Annotated in this window: 15 protein-coding genes; 3 read left to right on the top strand and 12 right to left on the bottom strand. The window is 54.6% G+C overall.

The genetic code is table 11. The features are described from left to right. Positions 1–89 precede the first annotated feature (89 nt). From CCALI_RS12040 to CCALI_RS15425, 7 genes are read right to left on the bottom strand one after another with little or no spacing between them, the layout of a single operon-like run. The gene (locus tag CCALI_RS12040; protein WP_016483752.1) at positions 90–1,154 is read right to left on the bottom strand and encodes an ABC transporter substrate-binding protein; all 1,065 of its coding nucleotides are present in this window, start codon (positions 1,152–1,154) and stop codon (positions 90–92) included. Next, complete coding sequence (locus CCALI_RS12045) at positions 1,151–1,927, bottom strand: ABC transporter ATP-binding protein (protein WP_016483753.1); 777 nt, start codon at positions 1,925–1,927, stop codon at positions 1,151–1,153. The genes CCALI_RS12040 and CCALI_RS12045 overlap by 4 nt, the downstream gene beginning before the upstream one ends. A gap of 28 nt (positions 1,928–1,955) precedes the next feature. Then, the gene (locus CCALI_RS12050; protein WP_044949215.1) at positions 1,956–2,192 is read right to left on the bottom strand and encodes a carboxymuconolactone decarboxylase family protein; all 237 of its coding nucleotides are present in this window, start codon (positions 2,190–2,192) and stop codon (positions 1,956–1,958) included. Between the two features lie 48 nt (positions 2,193–2,240). Continuing rightward, complete coding sequence (locus CCALI_RS12055) at positions 2,241–2,513, bottom strand: carboxymuconolactone decarboxylase family protein (RefSeq protein WP_044949217.1); 273 nt, start codon at positions 2,511–2,513, stop codon at positions 2,241–2,243. A gap of 10 nt (positions 2,514–2,523) precedes the next feature. Further along, positions 2,524–3,300, bottom strand: a complete 777-nt coding sequence (locus CCALI_RS12060) for an ABC transporter permease (RefSeq protein WP_016483754.1) — start codon at positions 3,298–3,300, stop codon at positions 2,524–2,526. 16 nt (positions 3,301–3,316) lie between these two features. Beyond that, a complete protein-coding gene (locus CCALI_RS16400) occupies positions 3,317–3,598 on the bottom strand; it encodes a hypothetical protein (RefSeq protein WP_156415934.1) in 282 nt (93 codons plus the stop codon). Continuing rightward, a complete protein-coding gene (locus CCALI_RS15425) occupies positions 3,543–4,307 on the bottom strand; it encodes a hypothetical protein (RefSeq protein WP_052572410.1) in 765 nt (254 codons plus the stop codon). Before CCALI_RS15425 ends, CCALI_RS16400 begins: the two co-directional genes overlap by 56 nt. 288 nt (positions 4,308–4,595) lie before the next feature. Here CCALI_RS15425 and CCALI_RS12075 point away from each other — a divergent pair, with 288 nt between their 5' ends. Both CCALI_RS12075 and CCALI_RS12080 read left to right on the top strand, forming a co-directional pair. Next, positions 4,596–5,759: a homogentisate 1,2-dioxygenase gene (locus tag CCALI_RS12075; protein WP_016483756.1), complete on the top strand. Its 1,164-nt coding sequence runs from the start codon at positions 4,596–4,598 to the stop codon at positions 5,757–5,759. A gap of 11 nt (positions 5,760–5,770) precedes the next feature. After that, complete coding sequence (locus CCALI_RS12080; protein ID WP_016483757.1) at positions 5,771–6,418, top strand: flavin reductase family protein; 648 nt, start codon at positions 5,771–5,773, stop codon at positions 6,416–6,418. Positions 6,419–6,476: 58 nt separating this feature from the next. On the opposite strand, the gene CCALI_RS12085 is transcribed toward CCALI_RS12080, so the two are convergent. Continuing rightward, the gene (locus tag CCALI_RS12085) at positions 6,477–9,935 is read right to left on the bottom strand and encodes a zinc-dependent metalloprotease (RefSeq protein ID WP_016483758.1); all 3,459 of its coding nucleotides are present in this window, start codon (positions 9,933–9,935) and stop codon (positions 6,477–6,479) included. Positions 9,936–10,282: 347 nt separating this feature from the next. Between CCALI_RS12085 and CCALI_RS12090 the strand changes: the two genes are divergently transcribed. After that, complete coding sequence (locus tag CCALI_RS12090; protein WP_016483759.1) at positions 10,283–11,329, top strand: Gfo/Idh/MocA family protein; 1,047 nt, start codon at positions 10,283–10,285, stop codon at positions 11,327–11,329. A gap of 311 nt (positions 11,330–11,640) precedes the next feature. Here the strand turns inward: CCALI_RS12090 and CCALI_RS12095 are convergent, their stop codons facing one another. The 4 genes from CCALI_RS12095 to CCALI_RS12110 all read right to left on the bottom strand — a co-directional run bounded on the left by CCALI_RS12095 (position 11,641) and on the right by CCALI_RS12110 (position 17,512). Beyond that, the gene (locus tag CCALI_RS12095) at positions 11,641–12,678 is read right to left on the bottom strand and encodes a Gfo/Idh/MocA family protein (RefSeq protein WP_016483761.1); all 1,038 of its coding nucleotides are present in this window, start codon (positions 12,676–12,678) and stop codon (positions 11,641–11,643) included. 149 nt (positions 12,679–12,827) lie between these two features. Next, positions 12,828–14,426: a phosphoglycerate dehydrogenase gene (gene serA / locus CCALI_RS12100; protein ID WP_016483762.1), complete on the bottom strand. Its 1,599-nt coding sequence runs from the start codon at positions 14,424–14,426 to the stop codon at positions 12,828–12,830. Between the two features lie 97 nt (positions 14,427–14,523). Continuing rightward, a complete protein-coding gene (gene nadA, locus CCALI_RS12105) occupies positions 14,524–15,615 on the bottom strand; it encodes a quinolinate synthase NadA (RefSeq protein ID WP_016483763.1) in 1,092 nt (363 codons plus the stop codon). Positions 15,616–15,784: 169 nt separating this feature from the next. Continuing rightward, positions 15,785–17,512: an Rqc2 family fibronectin-binding protein gene (locus tag CCALI_RS12110; protein ID WP_016483764.1), complete on the bottom strand. Its 1,728-nt coding sequence runs from the start codon at positions 17,510–17,512 to the stop codon at positions 15,785–15,787. Positions 17,513–17,538 lie beyond the last annotated feature (26 nt).

The following is a 17,538-nucleotide window of genomic DNA, read 5'->3' on the forward strand; positions in this document are numbered from 1 at the left end:
GATAAATGTCCGCAAGAGACTGGTGATTCCTGGCATCTATCCGGTGACTTCCCACCTATATTTTTACGACGAAACCCTCCTCAAACGGTTCATCCCGCTTGGGCGGTGGTGGGCGGCGGCGTGATCTTTATGGGCACGATGTGTCTAGGAATAAAGCTTCGGTCTAAGAAAGCTGAAAGCGGAAGCTTGTGCTTTAAAACACCCACCTTCACCGCTTCGTCCATAATATCCTCCATGTCCTTGTCGGTCGGTGTGAGCATCGAATAGCTTACGCGATCGGGTGGGGTGGTCAGCACATAGCGCAGGAGTTTTGGGTCTTGGCGATAGTAGGGAGCGACCACTTGCGCCGCTTCAATCCGATGTTTGTCGGCCCATGCGCCGCTGTCGGCGATGCCGCGCACCAGGTCAGCAACGAGGCGCGGGTTGGAGTGAATCAGCTTGTCGCTAACCACCAGAACGCAGGAAACAAATCCCGGCCACAGGTCCTTTGCGTAGTAAAGCGGCCTTCCAATGCCCATCATTTCAGCTTTGCCGGGGTAGGGTTCGCCTACGAAGAAGGCATCTATGGCGTGCGCTGCCAGCGCTGCTGGCATATCGGGCGGAGCCATCTGAACAAACTTGATGTCGTTAGGCTGCATGCCTTCCTGCTCCATTCGACGCCGTAAAACGAGATACTGGTTGCTGGTGAAGCTGGGGATGGCAAGCGTGCAGCCCTTGAGATCGCGTAGGCTTTTGGCCTTGCTGTTTTTAGGTACGATGAGCGTGGAGCCGTCGCGATGGCCAAGATAGACGATTTTGCACGGTACCCCTTCTTCCACAAGCTTCATGGCAAGCGGGGCTAAAATAAAGCTAGCCTGTAATCGCCCTGATTTGAAGGCCTCACAGAGGGTAGGAAAGTCCATAAAGCGCCACGACTCAAACCGAGCGAACTTACTGGTTCGCGTGGCGTAGTCTGTGACGGGACAGGTGAGATGGCAGGTAACCGGCAAAAAGCCCACCTTTAGCACCTCTCGCGGGCCGTTGTGTCGTTGCAGGGCCTCGGCGATATTTGGATAAAACCGCAAGGTGCCAAGCACACACAGCGAGAGAACCATGCCAAAGCAGCCCTGCAAAAGCGGGGAACGTTGAAACTGTTTCCATAGCGTAGATCTCATTTTGGTGCTCCTTCCAATCCCATTTCGATTAAAAGGCGTTGTGTCGTTTCGATAACAGCAGGATGAGTAAGATTGCGAGGACGCGGGGCGTTAACCACCAACTCGCATTGTATACGGGCCGGACGTTCCGAAAGCACGATAACCCGATCGGCCAGATGGGCGGCTTCCTCCAGATCGTGCGTTACAAGCACCACGGTGCGTGGGCGTAACGAGAGAATGCGGCCCAACTCCTGGCGTAACTGCAGTCGGGCGATGTAGTCGAGTGAAGAGAAGGGCTCGTCCATAAGCAGGATGTCGCTGTCGTCGGCCAGCGCGCGAGCAAGCTCCACGCGTTGCTTCATTCCGCCCGACAGCTGGTGTGGGTAGCTATCGGCGAACATGGGTAGTTCCACGAGTGCGAGCATCTCTTCGAGCTTTTTTTGCCGCTCTTTGGCATTTGGCAAGCGCTTTAGGCCTAAGCCGATATTTTCGGCCACGGTGAGCCACGGAAAAAGCCCGCCTTGTTGATAGATCATGCGAACCTCTCCAAGGCGCGCAATAGACCCCTTTGTAGGCTGTTCGTAACCGGAAAGGAGACTTAAAAGGGTAGTTTTTCCGCAGCCGGAGGGGCCAACGATGGCCAAAAACTCATGACGCCTGATCTCTAAGTTGAAGTTTTCGATAACGCTTAGGTTGCCGTAGGCGTGCTCTAACTGCTTAATGGCAACCGCCGGTACATCGCTAGACTGTATTTGTGCTGTTGTATGAATCGTTGCGAGGTCGCTTCGTGTCATAAAAACCCCTTTCCTAATTTATGGTTCTCTAGGGCCGCCCCACGCCCAAACCGTCCGCAACACGGTTAATATAGTTAAACCAAGAAGCTATAAGGTTGATCTGTAGAATAGCCTTGTCATCGAAACCGTGCGAGCGCAAGCACTCAATATCCTCTCGGCTTACGGAGGCCGGTTCAAGCGTCAGTTTGGCCACATAGTCCAACATCGCCCTATCGGCAGGGTCTAGGTCGGCTTTTCGATAATCTTCGCGAATGGCGTTTGCCAACGCATCGTCTTTGGTAACGCGACGTAGAAACTCTACGTGTGACTCCGTTCAATAGAAACAGTGGTTGAGCACGGAAACGGTGGCGGCGATCATCTCGTGCTGCTTGCGCGAAAGCGGCAGTTCCGGCGACATAAGGGTGCCGAAGGTCGCAAAGGCATGATAGAGGGTTTCTGGCAGCAGGCTGTGGGAGAGCACAATGCTCTCGCCTTTCACTGCCTCCACCGGTAGCTTGTACTCTGGTGGATACAGATGACCCTGCTTCTGCATCGCCTCTAGAACCGCCGGCGACTCGTTGGGTTGTACGATCTTGATCCAGGTCATAGTCTGCTCCTCAGTTTCTATAGCCCCACTGTACCGAGGGCGATTTGGAGAGCTGTAGAACCAGCTTATCCATAAACACCCCGATAAGCCCAATAACCACCATGTGCACTACCAGGAGATCTTGGCGTAGGGCGTTGCGGTCGTCGTAGATGGCAAAACCAAGGCCGCTGCGGGTACCCACCATTTCGGCGGCCACCAGCACGACCCAGGCAATGCCAAGAGTTACTCGTAAGGCCGTAATAAGTTGCGGCGTGATGGCTGGCAAGGTAACGAGAAGAATGCGGCGTATCCCTCGGATGCCGAAGTCATGCGCTACACGGAAATAGACCTCCGGAATGGCGGCCACGGCTGAGGCCACCGAGACGGCCATGGGGAAGAACACCGACAAGAAGATGAGGAAGATGGCCGGAGGGTCGCCCACACCGAACCAGGTTATGGCAAAGCCTATCCAGGCGAGAGGGGATAGGTTACGGAAAAAGTTGATGATCGGTAGAAGAGCGGTTCGTACCCAAGGGCTATTTCCAAGCCATAGTCCCATGGGAATACCAAGGAAAACGGCGAGGCTGAATCCGGCTGCCACACGCCATAGAGAGACGATGATGTCTTGCCACAGGCGACTAGAGCGCCATTCTTCTTGGAAACCATGCCAAACGTCAGACGGGGTAGGAAAGACGGTTGCAGGCAGCTTATGGAGTGCACACAGCAGCCACCAAAGGCCTAACGCACCTAAAAAAAGGGCAAAAGGCGCGAGTACAGCATAGGTGGGAGAAGGCTGATGATAACGCATCGTGACTTTCAACTCCTTAAGATAGTTTTAACGCAGCCAGAATCCGTTTCTGGTTGCCCAAAATCTCGTTCTGATTGTGTAGGAGTGTCTGTTGATTTTCAAGAATCTTCTCTTCACGTGTGAGAATGCGCTCTTGGTTGCTGATAATCTCCTTTTGATTGCCGATGATCTCTTTTTGATTGCCAATGATCTCCTTTTGGTTACCGATGATCTCTTTTTGATTGCTCACGATCTCTTTCTGGTTATCCACGATCTCCTCTTGGCGATTTTGGATGCGCTCTTGGTTTACGAGCACCATCTCCATGGTGGCCATTTGCGATTGGAGCTGCTCCATCGTGGTGAGAATCGTCTGTTGCGTGGCCGTGATGGCCTGCTGACTGGCTATGATCGTCTGCTGATAGGCTGCCAGAGTCTGCTGTTGAATAGCTGTCTCCTCCGACATGTTCCGATTCGTTCCTTTCTGCGTGTTCATCTTCTTTTTGTGCTGTGGTGGCCTCCGTGATCTCTTCGATCTCCGTCGGTTCTGGTGGCGGTGTTGCCATGTCTATACACACATGAAGCAGAAACTCTCCGTTTTCAAGGACGAGGTCGGCTTGCCCGGGAATGCGATCGGGGCGGGCTGGCGCATAGCGCACGAAGCGGAAAGGAATGTAGTGGCGCCCCGATAAGCACAGCATCGAAACATGCGTTAGCCCTCGAAACGAAACCAATCGCTGATCAAGCACCATCGGGTCATGGGGTTCGAACTGCACATGAACCCTTTTGTCGGCCTTATAGGCTTCACACGCCTTGCTGATGGCGCGCACAGCCATTTGCGAGGAGAGCCCGTAGCGATTGCGAAGCTCTTGATAGACCAGCGGTTGGAGTGCCAGCTTGTTGGCAATGCGATAGGCATAGGCCACATCGGCCACGTGCTGACAGGCACCGTTGAAAGCCTCGATGGTCTCCAGCAGCGCACGCTGTTGGTCTTCATTCGTCTCAAGGCGTAGCACCAGGGTCTGCTTCATGGTAGTTCTATTCTAACACAGGAGCGAACAGGAGCGCAATAGATCATAGACAATTTTTTGTGCATAGACAAAATCTCGCATTTATTTGAGAGAATTTGGCTGCCGCTCATTGCGGAAGGCTGTGGAATAGGTGCTAGGGGTGGTTGTGGGTTTGGGCCTAACATAGAGAAGATGAAAGAAGGAAGTGACCTATAGAATGCCTAAATATTCATAAGTCGTTTTTGACGTCGGTACCGCTCCCATCCGGAGTTTCGGCACCTCGATATTTGGTAGGGCAGGAGGAAAGCCATGCCACACTATGTCCAACGCGGCACCATTCCGCGAAAACGCCATATCCAGTTTCGGAAGTCCGATGGCTCGCTCTATAGCGAGCAGGTGTTCGGAACCAAGGGGTTTTCTGGTATCGCCTCCATTCTTTATCATCTCCATCCGCCCACGCAGGTTCAGAACTTCGAGCCGCTCATGGATCTCCGGCCGGCGCTGGCTAATCGGCAGGCGTTACGCCATCACCATCTGCGTACAGGAGGTGCGCAGCCGCAGGGCGATGCTATCTCCGGTCGCATTCCTTTGTTGGTGAACGCCAATGTCACCCTTTCGATATGTTGTCCCAAGTTCACTATGCCCTATCTCTACAAAAATGCCGATGGCGATGAGCTGATCTTTGTGCATGAAGGGCAGGGCACGTTGCATACCATGTTCGGGCCGCTAGCGTTTGACGAGGGCGACTACCTTGTTATTCCGCGAGGCACTATCTATCAGCTAGAACTCGTACGCTCCCCCGTGCGGCTTCTAGTCGTTGAGGCGGTTGGAGGGCCGATAGAGATACCGAAACGGTATCGCAATGAGTACGGTCAACTGTTAGAACATGCTCCGTTTTGTGAACGTGACATTCGCGTTCCGGAGACGCTGGAGGTGCACGAAGAGACGGGACATTTCGAGGTGCGTATCAAAGCTCAGGGCGCCCTCACCGCCTATCATTACGGCTTTCATCCTTTCGACGTAGTGGGGTGGGATGGCTATCTCTATCCATGGGCATTTAACATTCGCGACTTCGAGCCGATAACCGGCAGCTTGCACCAGCCGCCGCCAACGCACCAGACCTTTTCCGGCCCCAACTTTGTTGTTTGCTCGTTCGTACCTAGAATGTTGGACTATCATCCGGAGGCGATACCCATTCCCTATAATCATAGTAATGTGGATAGCGATGAGGTGCTCTATTATGTGAACGGTAACTTCTCCAGTCGCCGAGGCATCGAACGCGGTTCCATAACTCACCACCCAGCTGGGCTCCCTCACGGCCCTCAACCTGGTGCCGTCGAGGCAAGCATAGGCCTAAAACGTACAGAGGAGATGGCGGTGATGCTCGACACCTTTTATCCGCTGCAGATCACCGAAGCCGCCCTCGCGTTTGACGATCCTACCTATCCAAAGAGCTGGCTTCCACGGAGTTAAGAAGCAATTTTATGGAAAACACATCTAATACACAAGAGTTTGTGGGCATAGACCCTTCTGATCTCACGCCACCGGAGGTCTACCGCCTGCTATTGCATCATGTAGCTCCGCGGCCCATCGCTTTTGTCTCAACGCTTTCTAAAGAGGGCGTGCCCAATTTGGCTCCGTTCAGCTTCTTCATGGCCGGAGGCTCGAACCCCCCTTCAGTGGTCATCTCCCCTACCAACAATCGCTATGGGCAACCCAAGGATACGTTGGTGAACATTCGTGACACGAGGGAATACACCATCTCGGTGGTGAGCTATTTTATGGCGGAGCGGATGAATCAGGCCTCTGCTGACTATCCATACGGCGTCAGCGAATGGGAAAAATCGGGCTTTATGCCGGCACCCTCGGTGAAGGTGAAGCCCGCGCGGGTTTCAGAGAGCCTTATGGCAATGGAGTGTCGCCTGTTTCAGATTGTAGAGCATGGCGGTGGCCCCATCTCGGCCAACTATATTATTGGCGAAGTGCTCTATTTTCATGTGGCACGCTCGCTGCTTCTGCCGGATGGTCGGATAGATGCTACGCGCGTAGACTACATTGGGCGCATGGGAGGCGATTGGTATGTGCGGGCTCGTCCGGATGCCATGTTTGAAATGCCGCGCCCACAGCTTTGACAAAGACGGGGGTAGCTTCTTCTAAGAAGCTACCCCCTCTTGTTTTTAAGGTTTCGAGTTACTTCTGCTTTTGGTCGCCCAGAAGGAGTTGAAGCAGTGAGCTTGCGGAGCCCCCTTGCGGTCCTCCGATGATCTGTTGGGCATGAAGGGCGCGATTGATGCGCATAAGGCAGTCGGCAAGATGAATGCGTGTATACTCATCGTGCGGCCGCTTCAGGCTGGCCTCTATCTCATCACGCAGGGTACGCAGCTGATACCATGCTAGCATTTTGGCATCCTCTGGGGCTGGGTTGGTTGGATTCACAACCATATCCGACATAATGTCTATGTAGGTGCGCTGCAGATCGCGGTGTAAGGCGTTGATGTTCTCCCCATGGGCTAGCTCTGACCAGACGGCTGCACTCACCGTATGGAAAAGCTCGGTAAGCGGTAGCGTGTTTGCAGCACCAACCTTGAACTCGTTGTTCACGATGCGATCGAGCGTGATGGAGCTGAAAAGGTAGCGAAGACAGCTCTCTTGAGCGCGGGAGATCGTGTCGAAAATAGGGTAGTCCTGCCGTTGCAGCATAACGGCGAACCCGGCATTTGGGTTGGTAGTAAAGTGGGTGTAGTAGCTCGAAGGGAATTTGAAGGCGTCGGAGCTGAGCATATAGGTGCAGACGAGCCGAAGTGCAGCCTCCTGTTGCGATCGTGGGATAGGAAGTAGTGTAGGATGTTCAAGGTAGTCGCCGCGCTGGTTACGGTTCACATAGAGGCCGCCGATGTAGCGCGCAGCACGTGCAGCTGACGCGACATGGATGTTCAAGAGCCCGTTGAAATCGCGAGTGAACTCCCAGTAACTCTGGCCCGGTGCCGGTACCCGCTTGGAGAGGGTGAGTAGAAGGTAGCGCGAGAGATCGAGAGAGCGTTTCCAGTAGGTCAGCGGATCGGCACCTAAGTCGAAACGAGCGACATCGGGGTCGAACTGGTCGGCGATCTCATCGCTTTCGTAGGCGTGTCCCGGCAGATTGCAAGCCGAAGCGATCTGGTGCAGCGTGTACAGTTCGGCTTCTGGCGTTTTGGCTCCGGGTATGGGCAGGTAGCCGTATTTGATGGCCCACTCGTCGTAAGGCCCGATACGGGGCGTCCAGAAGGCAACATCACGTTGGTGCAGTGCCGCGATATTGAATGGTAGATAGTCCATTACCGAGGCGGAGATGCCGGTTTTATCTATGATCTGCTCGTTTTTGAGCTGATCGAGGTTATGATAGGTGCTGGCAACGAAGTTATGGCGTAGTCCAAGAATATGCCCCATTTCGTGGGCCACCACGGAGCGCAGATAGGCGTTCACATAGGCGGTTTCGTCGGTTTTTATGAGGCCTGCCGGCTCCAAGAGTTTCAACGCCATGCTGCCGAACCAAGCGTTCTGAACCCCTTCAGCGGGCATATCGCAGCGCATCTCCTGCAGGGAGCGCTTCAAAAGCTCTTTTGGTGAGAGAGGCTGCATCATCTCGTTGAAGTAGGAGGCGGGGTCTACCTCCACCTGCTGTTCTACCTTCGTGAAGCGCACAAGGTTGGCATCAATGGTGATATCGGCATTAAGAATTTGACCGGTAAGTGGGTTAACTCGCATAAGGGAGACCGCGTAACCACTGGAGGGCGAGGTAACCCACCGCACGACGTTGTAGCGCATATCGGCCGTATCCCAGTCGGCGTTGTCGGGCATCTGCTTCACCACAATAGCGTTTTTAAAACCGATCTTCTCGAACGCTCGGTTCCAGTAGAGGATGCCCTCCTTAATGGCTTCGCGATACTGCAGCGGGATGGCATTGTCGAGCCACATCACAATGGGCTGAGTCGGTTCCGACAGCGGGGCACTGGGGTCGGCTTTAACCAGATGCCACCGATAGATGTAGTGCACGGACTGATCGGACTTCGAGTCGTCGTCTAGATCCTGAAAATCCACTTGGAAATAGCCCACGCGAGGGTCGGCAAGGCGCGGCATATACCCGTTATCGGTGGGAAGGGGAAACAACGTGTAGTTAACGATGAAGGGAATAGAACGGTCGTCGGCAAGCACACTGCTTGAGCCGCCTAGCAGATCCGCTAAACTGGTTCCTCCACCACGCCCGATCTTCATGAAGTTATAGTGGGTCTCTACCACAAGGTCTTTCGGAAAGTTCTTAATGCTTGTAACGTAGGTCTTGCTGCGGTCGAGGGTATAGCCTCCGCCACCACCGCCGAGCAGTCCACCCAGGGGATTAGAAAAGATATCGGTGACCTGAGCGATGTCTCCTTTAAAGAGGTCACTTACGTCAATTAAGAGCGATTTTCGGTCGGGTTGTTGTGCTTTGATAACAAACGATTCTAGCTCTGCATCGGCAAAGGAGCGCTTTACCGCCCGTGCTAAGGGCGTATCGGGGCGCACCCGGAAGTTAATGTTGGGCACCACGATGGTGAGTTTGCCGTCGGGCGTTTTGACGAATTTGAACAACAGATCGTTGATGGGGGTGCCTGCCACGATCTGCGCCGAGGTACCGGTGCGCGCTGTAACCTCCATGAAGAGGAGCTTGTTTAGCAGGTCCTCCGGGATCTCCATATAGATGATGTCGCCCTCATCCGTCTTTTTGCGGTAGATGGTCACAAACCCTGGAAGTTTCTCAAAGCCTTGTACCACTTCATCTATGGTTTTTGGCTTAGGGGCTTCGGAGGCCGATGCCACCCCACCAGTCTTCACATCGCCAAGAGGGCTTCCCTCAGTTCGCTCGGAGGTGAAGTGGCCGCTGGCGAGCGTTGGGGCGTCCGGTCCACCAAAGGGCACGTTGTCCACCTGCAGATCGGATTTGACGGTGTCTCCGCTGGACTTCTCAATCCACAGCGTGCCCTTTGCCGTGATCGGATGTTCTCCAGAGGTTTCGGTGAAACTTAGTTCCACACGAAAGGTGTCAGCAGAGGCAACGGTCTCCTCCCCGTCAATTTTGAAATCGGCCTTACCGGCTCGGATGCCGAGTTTGTCGTTTGGCTGATAAGTGTAGCTCCAGCTATCGCCCTCTCCAACAGGCTGTTTGGGGAAAACCACGCTGGTAGCCTCGATCAGGCGTACCGAATCGCGTGCCTGTGCTTCGCCATCGGCAGATTGATAGGAGGCCAACGTGCCATCGGGATGAATGACGAGCACATCCGTCGTCTTCTCTTCATCGGGTAAAGGGGTAGAGTGGCCGTTGGTGGTGATTTCACCCGATTCGGTGGTCTGCTCTAGGGTGATGTCACCCGAAGGGTCTACCTTGGTGAACTTCACGCGTTGCGTCTGTTTTATTTGCAGCGCTAAACTCATTCCTTGCGCCGAGACCTTTAGATCGGCCACTTGCCGATAGCGTGCGATCTGGCCTTCCTTCGCACGGATAGCCAAGGTAACCTTTTGTGATGGTGATGAGACCTGCTGTTTTTGCGGCGATTGTTGGGGCTGTTGCGCACCATAGAGGGGAGCAGCGCACAGCAGCAGAGTTGCGAGAACACAAAAACGCCCAAACGGTTTCATAGAGTACGTATCTCCTCAAATCTGGGGACTAATGCCCACGAATTAATTTTACACCATTGTCACCCTAAAAGCGCCTCCTAGGTATCGAGGAGTTGCGCCTAAAAGGCTTTTGGATTCAAGACTACGGTAGCGCGATGGAGGTTTCGCCAAAATGGCGTTGAACTACGCTCGTAGTGCCTGCGATTGTGGGCGTTTCTTGGAGATAATGGACATCTGCTCGATCGCGAAGCGACTGCTAGGCAGGAGAAGGCGAAGACGGTGGAGAATTATTCATTTAGAAAAGTTCATCACGTGCCGATGAACGGTCTCAACGATTAGCTCTAGAATAAGGAGTTGGCGAGAAGACGATGCCAAAAGACAAAGTTCGTGTAGGGTTTATCGGATGTGGGGGTATCTCACGTGCTCACCTGCCCCATCTTTCTAAGTGGGACGACGTAGAGCTCGTCGCGTTTTGCGACATTGTGGTAGAGCGCGCTAAGAAAAGGTCGGAGGAGTACGGTGGTGGGAACGTTTACGACGATGCCGCCACCATGCTGAAGAAGGAACAGCTCGACGCCGCCTACATTTTAATTCCCACCTACGCTCATGGGGCGCCGGAGCGCGCCTGTATCGAAGCCGGCGTTCACTTTTTGGTGGAGAAGCCGCTCGGCCTCTATCCAGACGATCTGCGCAAGCTTAGCAAGGAGGTAACGGCTTCGGGACTCATCGCCTCGGCGGGCTTCATGAATCGCTACCGCAAATCGGTTAATCGCGTAAGAGAGCTCCTGAAAGGAGATACGGGGATTCTCTTGGACGGTGGCTGGATCGGAGGGCCGCCACTGCAGCGTGAGGGCGACTATTTTGCGAATAACCCCATCGGGTTATGGTGGCCGGTGAAGGAGAAAAGTGGCGGGCAGATGGTGGAGCAGGTTATCCACACGGTAGATCTCGCCCGCTACCTTATGGGCGAGGTCGTAGAGGTGTTCGCTTTCGCTGCACGCGGCTTTAACCAAAAGCTGCCTAACCTTGTGTCGAACTACAATCTTGATGACGCCATGGTGATGTCGCTCCAGTTTGAAAGTGGTGCCGTGGGAAACATCATGTCTTGCTGTGCTACCCAGCAGGGGGGCGGTGTTTTCTTGAACATCTGGGCGAGCAAGCATACGGCAAAGTTCACAGAGTGGGCGCACCATGTGCAGATCTATCGCCACAACGAGCCGGGAACGGAGGAGATTCGGGGCGATATCGAAGACATCTTCGCAAAAGAAGACCGTGCCTTCATTGATGCCGTTAAGAGCGGCGACGCCTCCGGCATTCTCTGCCCCTATGCCGATGGCGTTCGCTCGACCCTTGTAGCCCTTGCGGGCAACGAGAGCGTGGAAACCGGCAAGCCGGTGCGCGTTCGCTACGAATGAAATCAACCCGGGTTGAAGGGCGAGCTTCTCCAAAATGCTGGTGTCTCTGTTTCACCAAGCAAAAAATGCGTTGGTGTGGAGCGCTGGATGGTGCGCAACAGTTCCCAATGCATACTTTGAGGGCGAATTTCCGCACGAACACTTCGGTTTCGACCTTGCTGAAGTGGAGATGCTAAAGGTCCCTTCGATCCTCAATGGGCGCTGAATGGCATGATGCCCAGTAGTTAAGAGGCCACGCCTCGTTTAGTGTCCACTAAAAAAGCAGGTCTGTCGTTTGACAGACCTGCTGCCGCTTGAGACGAGAATCTATGTTAAATTTCGACCTTCTCGAACTTTTTGGTCTCGGAGGACTTAAGGCACGCCAGAATAATCGCCAACGCCCGTCGCCCCTCCTCTCCGTTGATCTCCGGGGGCGTATTGGTAAGGATCGACTCCACAAAGGCGCGAATCACCCCTGAATCGGACTGGCCACCCTCTTCATTCGTCTGAAGCGCCCCCACTTCGTAAAACTGCTTCTCTTTGTTTTTGAGGTGGACGATCACGCTAAATCGGGGATCGGTGCCGATGCGAATCTGGCCGAGGGTACCGTAGACATAGGTCGCATTATCTTCACCTGGGTAGTGTGTCCAGGAGGCGGTGAGGGTGCCCATCGCACCGCTCTCCGTTCGTAGTATGCAGACCGCGTTATCGTCTACATCGCCCATCGGCTTCTCTAAGTGGTCCACCATGGCGGCAACTTCCACGATCTCTTCCCCTAGCAGCCAACGCAGCAGGTCGGCTTTATGTACGCCTAGATCGCCCATAGAGCCGACAAAGGCCTTCTTCTTATCAAAGAACCAACCCGTCGGGCCTTCGATAGACCACGATTCGGGGCCGGGGTGACAGAAGGAGGTCTTGAAGGTGATCACTTTTCCGATCACGCCGTCTTTAATGAGCTGCTTGGCCTTTATGTGGAGGGGAGCAAGGCGTTGATTGTGGCCGATCATGAGGAATTTTCCAGCCTTTTCGGCCGCCTTAATCATCTCACGGGCCTCTTTATCGGAGGTGGCCATCGGTTTCTCGCACAAAACATGTTTGCCCGCTTTGAGAGCCTCAATGGTGATGGGAGCGTGGTAGACGTTAGGGGTACAGACGCTAACCGCATCCACGTTTTTTAATTCGAGAACCTCTTCGTGGCTGCGGAAGGCTTTAGCGTCGTACTTCTTCGCCAGTTTTTCCGCCCGTTCGATGACGGGGTCAACGAAGGCGATGATCTCGACATTCGGATGGGCCGCATATTCGGGCGCGTGACGATAGGTAGCGATGCTGCCACTTCCGATAATGGCAACACCTATCTTCTTTTTTGCCATGAGAAATGCACCTCGTGCTTCGGAGTTTTATATTTTGGGGGAGGCACCACATCATGGTGCCCCTTGCATCTGTCTATTTTACCGCTTTCTAGGAGTTATCACAGCGGTTGGCTAGAAGAATTTAGACGTCCGCTCTGTTGGGAGAGCGCCTAGAGTTTAACTAAGTAGGCGGTCTCAAGGCCTCCCACCTCGCGAATGTGCTCCATCAGATCGGGGGGCACTGGGTCGTCAATCATCAGCACCATAATCGCTCGACCCCCAATGGCGGCGCGCCCCACATGCATGCCCGCAATATTGATGCCCGCCTCACCCAGCAGTGTGCCCACTTTTCCGATGATTCCTGGGCGATCGGTATGCTCCGTGATGATCATATATCCGTGCGGCACAATGTCCACATGGTAGCCATCAATATGAACAATGTGCGGTTCGTTGCCGTAGACGGTGCCACAGATAACGCGTTCCCCGGCAGCTGTATGCGCATGAACGGAAAGCAAGCAGGTGTGATCTGGAGTGGCCGCACGACGCTGTTCCAGCACCCGGATGCCGCGCATCTCGGTGAGATAGGGGGCATTCACGAGATTGACCCGCCCGTTATGAACGGGGAGCATAAGCCCGTAGAGCACGGCTCGGGTAATAGGAGGGGTGGGCAGATCGCCGAAATCGCCATGAAAGACCACCTCTACAGCGGCAATGGGACGCTCTTTTTGCTGGGCAAGGGCTAACTGCATCTGAAGGTTGCCGATGGCCGTCGCGAGATGCTGAAATGGCTCTAAACGGGCCTGCTCTTCCTCAGAGAGGCTGGGGAGGTTGACGGGTGAGCGGGCAGGTCGCCCTTGGAGAAATTCAACGATCTGTTCCGACACGTCCACGGCGACCTTGATCTGGGCCTCGACCGTAGAGGCGCCTAAATGGGGGGTTACTACGGATTGTGGGAAATGCAGAAGCGGATTTTCGGGTGATGGTGGCTCGGTGGTAAAAACGTCGAGCGCGTAGCCGGCCACTTTTCCGTTGCGCACCGCCTCCGCCAACGCCTCCTCATCTATAATGCCTCCACGTGCAGCGTTGATAAGGTAGACCCCCTCCTTCATTCGCGCGAACTGCGCGGGGCCGATGAGCCCGCGCGTGCTTTCATTGAGAGGGGTATGTACGGTGATGAAATCGCTGCGCGACACCAGCTCGTCAAGAGTTACCGGCTCAACGCCCATTTGGCGTGTAACCGTCTCTGGGACGAAAGGATTGTAGGCAATAAGCTCCACGCCAAACCCTTTAAGGCGTTGAGCCACAGCGCTGCCAATGCGCCCTAAGCCCACAATGCCGATCGTCTTCCCATGCAGTTCCCTACCGAGAAACTTCTTGCGTTCCCATTTACCGGCACGCAAGCTGGCGTCTGCCTGAGGAATATGGCGCGCAAGAGCGAGAATAAGCCCCACAGTAAGCTCGGCCGCCGCAATGGTGTTGCCGTCGGGCGAGTTCACCACGAGGATGCCACGTTTGGTGGCCGCCTCCACATCTATGTTATCTACCCCCACACCAGCACGACCGATGATGCGCAATCGTTCTGCAAAGGCAAGCAGTTCGGCCGTGACTTTGGTTTCGCTTCGTACGATGAGGGCATCGTACTGACCGATGATCGCTTTTAACTCATCGGGCTTGAGGCCAGGGCGAAGGTCTACTTCGATCCCTGTTGCCTGCCTTAAAGGCGCGATTCCGGCTTCCGCCACCGGATCGCTAACAAGCACTTTCGCCATAGGTTCTCCGTCGTCAAAAGTTCGGGAGCCTTTTTGAAGCTCCCTGAATCAGTTTATCCCATAGAGGCCTTCTTAGGCGTTAAGAGGGCGTTCCGACTTAAACAATGGACAGCATGCGATCAAGGGCCATGCGAGCCTCTTTCGCGATCTCCGGTGGCACTTGCACCCTATTAACCACCTCGCCACGCACCAGCGATTCCATCGCCCACAGCAGATAGTGGGGATGAATACGGTACATAGTGGAGCAGGGACAGACAATGGGGTCTAAACAGAAGATCGTCTTGTCCGGCATCTCATCGGCAAGCCTTTTCACAAGGTTGATCTCCGTTCCGACCGCCCACACCGTACCTGCGGGCGCTGCGCGAATCGTCTTAATAATGAACTCCGTAGAGCCGTAAGCATCCGCGGCCTGCACCACATCCAGAGTGCATTCAGGATGCACAATGACGTTGACATTGGGGTATTCCTGACGCGCTTGCCGAATCTGCTCCACGGTAAATCGCATGTGCACAGAGCAGTGCCCTTTCCAAAGGTAGACGCGCTTCGCCCGAATATCTTCCGGGCTATTGCCACCGAGGGGCTTGGTGGGGTCCCACAGCAGCATCTCTTTCTCCGGATCAAGCCCTAACGCCACACAGGTATTGCGTCCAAGGTGCTGGTCGGGAAGGAAGAAAAGCTTATCGCCTCTTTCGAGCGCCCACTGCACGACCTTACGCGCGTTAGAAGAGGTGCAGCTCGCCCCACCATGGCGCCCCACAAAGGCCTTGATGGCTGCCGTTGAGTTGACATAGGTGATCGGCACAATGCGGCTCGTATCGGTGATGGTGCCTAGCTGTTCCCAAGCGCGCTCTACCTGTCCAATGTTGGCCATATCGGCCATGGAACAGCCTGCATTCATATTAGGCAAGATGACGATCTGATCGGGCCGGGTAAGGATGTCGGCCGATTCGGCCATAAAATGAACCCCACAGAAAATAAAGTATTTCGCTTCGGGGTGTTTACCGGCGATCTGAGAAAGCAAAAGGCTATCGCCACGAAAGTCGGCCCATTTGATGATCTCATCGCGTTGGTAGTGGTGCCCCAAAATAATGAGCTCCTCTCCCAAACAGCGCCGGGCCGTAGCGATGCGCGCGTCCGTCTCTTCTGGAGAGAGTTGCACGATCTCCTGGGGAAGCGGTTTTTGCAACATAGTCTACTTTTTCCCTTCAACCGAGGGCGAGCAGTTCCACGTAGTGTGGAACGGGGATGTTGACATCGCCCTACTATGAGGTTTTTTAAGTTTTAAGATTTTTGCGGTTTCGACCGCATCTCGCTTTTAACTACTATATACGAATCGCACTGCGAAAGCGCTGCAATGTTTAAGGGGTGACCTCGATGGTGCGCTCGTTCCAGTAGTCAGCGGCACCCGGTGGGGCCCCACGCGGACGGCGAACATACTTGCGTAGAGTGTAATCTACGGGAACGAGCGCGGCATGCTTTTGTTTGCTGTGTTGGGCACAGAGCCGCGCAGCAAACTCAATGACCGAGCGCGGCACACGCTCTGGCTGCCCATGGGTACGAATGATCACATGGGCACTGACTCCGGCACGCACATGCAACCAAATGTCGTTGGGGTGGGCGACACGCGTGGTGAGGTAGTCGTTCGCTGTGGCCGTTTCGCCTACGAGAATCTCATAGCCTTCGGGCGAGAAGTAGCGACGGATTTTGTGTCCCTCAAACTCCGGCTCTTCGGTGCGTCCCCGCTCGCTGCTCTCCTTTGGCAGGAGGCCCTGTAAGGTAAGCTCTTCGCCTAGCTCCCTTATGGCTTCACAGGTGCCGAGTTGAGTCAGTTCCACAAGGGCCGCTTCAAGTCGGCGTAGTGCACTTTCTGCCTGTGCTAAACGCTGTGCTTCCTGTTCCCTGGCTACTTTCGCTTTTCGGTAGCGCTGAAACCAGCTTTCCGCGTTCTCCTGAGGGGTTCGATGCGGATCGAGGGGGATCGTGCGCGGCTTTAGATCGGGATCGTAAAAATCCTCTACGATGACGTGGGACATGTTGGGCTGAATGCGCCAAAGGTTGGCAAGGATCAGTTCCCCATTTTGACGGTAGAAGTCGGCTTTCTCTGCCTCCTCTAGGGCCTTTTTGGCACCTTCATGTCGTTTCTGCCAGGTCGCAATGGCGCGCTCAATGCGGGCTCGTAGGTTTGCCCTTAGTGACTCTCGTTCGCTCTGTTCCACTAGGAAGGTATAGGCTTGGTCGAGAGCAAGTTGAAGGCTCTCCATGGGTTTTTGTTGGTGATCGGGCCACTGCACCGAGGGAAATGGGTAAGCACCTACCGGCGTACCGGCATCGGAAAGAAAAAGTGTAGGCTGGTAGTCCTGTCGTGCGGCCGCGTCGAAAAGAGAGGCCCAAGCGACGCGTAACCCCTCTGCCCTGTCTTCGTAATGTAGAGCACGCATTGCTATCTCTCGTGCTAGGAAGGGCGATATCCCCGCATAGATCTGCATGAGGGCGCTTGCCAAACTTTCCACATCGTTAGAAGGGATGGATTCCAGCTCGCGTAAGATCTTGTCTATGGCGTGTGGCGTAAAAGGGTTAACCCTATCGGGTTGTGGCGGCGGTAGTTGGTAAGGTTGTCCGGGCAGCAGTTGGCGTACGCGGTTAATACGATGGCTTACGCGGTGAACGGCATCCAGAATGGTGCCCTCCGGCGTTACCAGCACAAGATTAGAATGCTTCCCCATGAACTCCCCAATGAGCGTTGCTGACGGGAGGCCGTTGGCAGGGAGGCCGATTTCAAGAAAGACAACCCTATCAAAATCGAGCTGGCGCACCTTCAGAAGGTGCAAACCTTCCACATGTTTGCGCAAAGCCATGCAGAAAGTTGGCGGTGTGGGCGGGTTTGGTGGACGTTTTAACGTGAGATGGGCGCGGGCGAATTGGGGATGTGCTGAAAGAAGCAGTAGATGGTTCGCACCGCGATTCCGGATGCCTAGCAGAATCTCACGCTCGTCGGGTTGGCGTACCTCCTGAATCTGCCCGCCCACCAATGCGCTGTTTAGCTCGTCTATGCAGGCGTGAAGCGTTAGGCTATCGAAGGTTTTCAAATCCCTTCCCCACCAATCTTCCTCTC

Origin of the sequence: Chthonomonas calidirosea T49 (assembly GCF_000427095.1) — a bacterium.
Lineage (GTDB): Bacteria > Armatimonadota > Chthonomonadetes > Chthonomonadales > Chthonomonadaceae > Chthonomonas > Chthonomonas calidirosea.

Coding starts and splice junctions, on each gene's coding strand:
- CCALI_RS12040 (WP_016483752.1), bottom strand. CDS start 1,154: ATGAGATCTACGCTATGGAAACAGTTTCAACGTTCCCCGCTTTTGCAG.
- CCALI_RS12045 (WP_016483753.1), bottom strand. CDS start 1,927: ATGACACGAAGCGACCTCGCAACGATTCATACAACAGCACAAATACAG.
- CCALI_RS12055 (WP_044949217.1), bottom strand. CDS start 2,513: ATGACCTGGATCAAGATCGTACAACCCAACGAGTCGCCGGCGGTTCTA.
- CCALI_RS12060 (WP_016483754.1), bottom strand. CDS start 3,300: ATGCGTTATCATCAGCCTTCTCCCACCTATGCTGTACTCGCGCCTTTT.
- CCALI_RS16400 (WP_156415934.1), bottom strand. CDS start 3,598: ATGGTGCTCGTAAACCAAGAGCGCATCCAAAATCGCCAAGAGGAGATC.
- CCALI_RS15425 (WP_052572410.1), bottom strand. CDS start 4,307: ATGAAGCAGACCCTGGTGCTACGCCTTGAGACGAATGAAGACCAACAG.
- CCALI_RS12075 (WP_016483756.1), top strand. CDS start 4,596: ATGCCACACTATGTCCAACGCGGCACCATTCCGCGAAAACGCCATATC.
- CCALI_RS12080 (WP_016483757.1), top strand. CDS start 5,771: ATGGAAAACACATCTAATACACAAGAGTTTGTGGGCATAGACCCTTCT.
- CCALI_RS12085 (WP_016483758.1), bottom strand. CDS start 9,935: ATGAAACCGTTTGGGCGTTTTTGTGTTCTCGCAACTCTGCTGCTGTGC.
- CCALI_RS12090 (WP_016483759.1), top strand. CDS start 10,283: ATGCCAAAAGACAAAGTTCGTGTAGGGTTTATCGGATGTGGGGGTATC.
- CCALI_RS12095 (WP_016483761.1), bottom strand. CDS start 12,678: ATGGCAAAAAAGAAGATAGGTGTTGCCATTATCGGAAGTGGCAGCATC.
- serA (WP_016483762.1), bottom strand. CDS start 14,426: ATGGCGAAAGTGCTTGTTAGCGATCCGGTGGCGGAAGCCGGAATCGCG.
- nadA (WP_016483763.1), bottom strand. CDS start 15,615: ATGTTGCAAAAACCGCTTCCCCAGGAGATCGTGCAACTCTCTCCAGAA.